We start from the raw sequence: 1,268 nt of genomic DNA, 5'->3' as shown, positions 1-1,268 counted from the left end.
CTCAGCTTTTTGCGTGATTCATTATTTATAAACTGTACTTGTCGCCCCGTTTTAATGGGTGGCTTTCGCATGCATTGTTGTTGTAGTGGACATACTTTGCAATCTTTTAAGTAACCGCAGAATCGTATGTATTGTTGGTTATGGCTGTTTACATTAACTCCGCTTCGCCACATGGCATTGCCTGCAGGGCAGCGGCATGTTTGCGTTGCCTCATCATAATGAAAATCGTCTGAGGTAAATAATCGTGGCTTGCCTTTGCTGCGTTTTAGTCGGCGCTTTTCTTGCTCTGTTTCGTATGTTTCGCTGGCTTTAAACAATGGATTTCGTTTTCTAAATTGGTTGTCCGCAATGTAGGTATCGAACCCACTTTGCGCCATAAATTCAAGATTTACTTCGCTGTTAAACCCACTGTCTGCGGTGAATTTGATGGTATGCTCATCTTCCATTTTTTCTGTATTGAGTTTAGCGAGTTGCTGTTTTAATTGTGCAACGGCTGGCTGTAAAGTTTGTTGCTCGCCTACTGAGCCCCACGCTTGTGCTTGCAGGATAATTTGGTGTTTATCATCGTTTATCGCGATGCCGTTGTAACCTTGGATTGTGCCTTTTGAGGTCGTCATTTTTGCACTATCTGGATCAGTGATATTACTTTTAACAGGCTTGCCTTTACTGCCTGTTTTCTCTTCGTGAGTGGCTAAAAACTCGGTGATTTTATCTGCACTTTTATCTAGCTTTTCTTTTTGTTTTAAATCCTGAGTTATCAATTCTTCGCCCAGTCCATCTTGTGATTGGTGGCGTTCAATAATACGTTTGCTTGCGCGTTCTAGTTTTGCTTTTTTGCGACCTAACTCATCGAATGTGCTACTCCACTCTTTACTCGCATTGGACTTTAATTTACACCCATCAATGGCAAACATGTTGCGGCCTATCAAGTCTTCCTCATCACATATCATCAGCACTTGCGTAAAAATCGGCTCAATCTGTTCATGCATTTTAGCAACGAAGCCTGCTATTGATGTGTAATGCGGCTGGATATCTCCCGACACACTCATAAATAAAATGTTCGTCTCACACGCTTTAGCAATTCGACGGCTACTGATCAAACCATGTGCATAGCCCAGTAAAATAATCTTTAGCATTACCGAAGGTGGATACGCCGCCGCGCCCGTTTTGTCATTGTTGTACCACGCGTCAAAGCCCGATAAGTCGAGTTTATTTTCGACAATATAACAAAGGGCATACTCAAAGGTGCCAGGCAAAATTTGCTCAGC

1 protein-coding gene is annotated in these 1,268 nt (G+C 42.5%); it reads right to left on the bottom strand.

All coding sequences use genetic code 11. From position 1 onward, the window contains the following. Positions 1-1,268: transposase (locus tag GQR52_RS20325; RefSeq protein ID WP_165729613.1), on the bottom strand; the 1,268-nt coding region annotated here is incomplete at both ends.

Origin of the sequence: Pseudoalteromonas sp. 31A1 (assembly GCF_011378815.1) — a bacterium.
Lineage (GTDB): Bacteria > Pseudomonadota > Gammaproteobacteria > Enterobacterales > Alteromonadaceae > Pseudoalteromonas > Pseudoalteromonas arctica.
This window is presented reverse-complemented; position numbering and strand designations above follow the sequence as displayed.